The sequence below is a fragment of the Microcoleus sp. OTE_8_concoct_300 genome (assembly GCF_031383065.1).
GTDB lineage: Bacteria > Cyanobacteriota > Cyanobacteriia > Cyanobacteriales > Microcoleaceae > Microcoleus.
On sequence record NZ_JANMZH010000323.1, the window covers coordinates 1 to 2,245 of the forward strand.

Genomic DNA, 2,245 nt, shown 5'->3' on the forward strand with positions numbered 1-2,245 from the left:
TTAAACGAATTGGACTAAGGGTGAAACTATCGGGAGCGCAGTGGAATATCGAGAGTGTTTCCTCTATCCTTTCTCTTCGCTGTGCTGCATCTCAATGGTCAACTTTCTACTTGATGTATCTGCAAAAGTGAGATGCACCCCATTGGTGACAAGTTAAGACTTAATTGCATTTGTCAATCAGTAATATTACTCAAAAAAACTGCTTTTTTAGGAGTGGAAAATTCACGATTTGAGAGGGAGTAGGTATAAATATCACCCTCGACATGATTCCTCGATCGCCCAAATCTCAGTTTTATGCCCAAAATCCGAGTAAATGTTGAGCATAATTGCTGATTGACAAATGCTTTCTTAGCTTAACTTGTTACCAATGGATGCACCCCAACTGCAAGTCATATAGGTTTTGCTAATTATTTGATCTTCATCGGCAATAAAGTTAGGGTAAACTTTCCAGCCATCTGTCACATAAAAATAGCATTTCCATTTATTAACAAGATTCCCAAGTGGTTCAAAGGTTTTACCGCTATGATCGCCTAATACCCACCCTAAAATACCTGGTTTAAAGTGGTCTACCGCGGTCCACAGCCAAATTTTGTTTTTTTTGAGCCGACAAATGTTTCTAATTCATCTAATTCTCCCACTTCGGGAATTGTCTCGGGGTCATAAGAATTGGGCAGGAGTTTTCCTACTTGTTTTACCCAATTAATTATGGTTGTATGATGCACATTTTTGACTCTCTCAATTGCTCGAAAACCCATACCATTGACCGACATTTTTAGACATTCAAGTTTCAGATTTTCCGAGTAACCTTTATGAGGTTGGTAGCAATCTATAAATTGTCTACCGCAACCGACACAAATATAATTATGTTTACCTTTTTTATGACCATTTTTATTAACATGACTTGACTGACATTCAGGACATTCCATAAGCTCTTCGTTTTGTGAAGTGTTATTTTTGGGCGATCGCACTATAAATTTATCATACCCTAATTCAGCAACGCCGAAGTGGGCGTTGCTGAATTGAGGTATGATAGAGATCGAGAGTAACAAAAAAATATCAACCTCGAATTAAAATTAATGGAATGTCCTGAATGTCAGTCAACTCATGTTCACAAGAATGGACACAAACAAAAAAGGCAAATAGAATTAATTATCTTTGTGTTAACTGTGGTAGGCAATTTGTACAGTATTCTGGAGCTCGGAAAAATACGTAAAAGAAGTTAAACAACAATGCCTATAGATGTATGTTAAGGGCAGGAAATTTCGAGCAATTGAGAGTGTTATAGGCGTACATAATACAACAATTATGGCTGGGTTAAACAAGTAGGAGAACTGCTGCCAGATTATTACACTCCAGAGACAATACCCGAAGTAGGAGAATTAGATAAACTAAAAAAAATTGTTAAGTAAAAAAAATAAAATTTGGGTGTGGACGGCAGTAAACCACTTTCAAGTAGGTATTTTAGGGTGGGTGTTGAGAGACCATGGCCCTCAGACATTTAAACCTTTATGGGATGAGGTAGTTAGCAAATGGAAATGCTATTTTTATGTGACTGATGGATGGAAGGTTTACCCAATGTTTATGACCGATGGAGACCACATTATTTGCAAAACTTACATGACTTGCCGTAGAAGGATAAAATACCAGACTCAGATCATGTCCGCTCGATTGACCATAATAGACCTCTTGCAAAAGTCAAAAACTCACCCCCCTCAGTCCCCCCTTTAATCAGGGGGGAAGCAAGAAAAATTAGGCTCCCTCCCCGCGACTTCGGGGAGGGTTGGGGAGGGGTCTCAGCATTTTTGCAAGAGGTCTAATATCCCGGTCGGGCGGGTTTTTGAGATTGTCAATTATTGGCAGATATTGGCAGGTTTACCCGCCCCTTGTATCTTAAAAGAGTGAGTCAGTCGATCGCCACGTCATTGATTCGATCATACCGACAAACAGGTGATCGAGCCGACAAACAGGTGATCGAGCCAACAATCAGGCGATCGAGCCAACAATCAGGCGATCGAGCCAACAATCAGGCGATCGAGCCAACAATCAGGCGATCAAGCCAACAATCAGGCGATCATACCGACAAACAGGCGATCATACCGACAAACAGGCGATCGAGCCAACAATCAGGCGATCGAGCCAACAATCAGGCGATCGAGCCGACAAGCAAAGCGAATCTAAAGAAACAAGGAAAGTTTAGTACAAATGGTTCTGTAACAGCAGAAAGTGTTCTTTAAGGACATCAGAA

The 2,245-nt window shown here is 40.4% G+C and carries 1 protein-coding gene and 3 pseudogenes; 3 read left to right on the plus strand and 1 reads right to left on the minus strand.

The window, feature by feature from the left end; all coding sequences use genetic code 11:
- Window positions 1-114, plus strand: a pseudogene (locus ACUVJL_RS14445) (ISKra4-like element ISMiva1 family transposase); the annotation flags it as partial.
- 273 nt (window positions 115-387) lie between these two features.
- Here ACUVJL_RS14445 and ACUVJL_RS14450 read toward each other — a convergent pair.
- Window positions 388-926 (minus strand): annotated as a pseudogene (locus ACUVJL_RS14450) (IS1 family transposase); the annotation flags it as partial.
- Between the two features lie 150 nt (window positions 927-1,076).
- Between ACUVJL_RS14450 and ACUVJL_RS14455 the strand changes: the two are divergent.
- Window positions 1,077-1,623, plus strand: a pseudogene (locus tag ACUVJL_RS14455) (IS1 family transposase); the annotation flags it as partial.
- 260 nt (window positions 1,624-1,883) lie between these two features.
- A complete protein-coding gene (locus tag ACUVJL_RS14460) occupies window positions 1,884-2,234 on the plus strand; it encodes a hypothetical protein (protein WP_445246477.1) in 351 nt (116 codons plus the stop codon).
- The last annotated feature ends 11 nt before the right edge of the window (window positions 2,235-2,245 follow it).